Raw genomic sequence first — 362 nt, forward strand, 5'->3', positions numbered from 1 at the left:
GACGGACCTGGGTCGCCCTTCAAAACCACGCGCTTCGACGACTTTATTTTCACGCCCTGCTCGACCAGCTTCTTAGGCCGCCCACGAACCGGGTGCGCGGCGACCCACATTCTGGCGAGCTCAATCACGCGCGGCGTTAGCTTCGGATATCCCTCCAGAACCTCCGCTTCATCTGCGCCCTGCGCTAGCATCGTCGTGATCATACGAACAGGGATGCGGGTTCCTTTGAAGACAGGCTCTCCGCCCATCACCCCTTTAACGCGGCCGATGGCGGCCTCCGCTTCATCAAGATCCACGATGCGCGCTTTGAGCTGTTTACGTGCCTCGGCGACGTCGACGATCAGCAGGTCGTCGGCCCTTAC

The 362-nt window shown here is 61.0% G+C and carries 1 protein-coding gene; it reads right to left on the reverse strand.

Annotated features, from left to right (window positions below):
• A partial coding sequence (locus EN807_RS33300) for a DUF433 domain-containing protein (protein WP_135937999.1) occupies window positions 1-362 on the reverse strand: 362 nt, incomplete at both ends.

Source organism: Mesorhizobium sp. M5C.F.Ca.ET.164.01.1.1, assembly GCF_004792125.1.
GTDB lineage: Bacteria > Pseudomonadota > Alphaproteobacteria > Rhizobiales > Rhizobiaceae > Mesorhizobium > Mesorhizobium wenxiniae.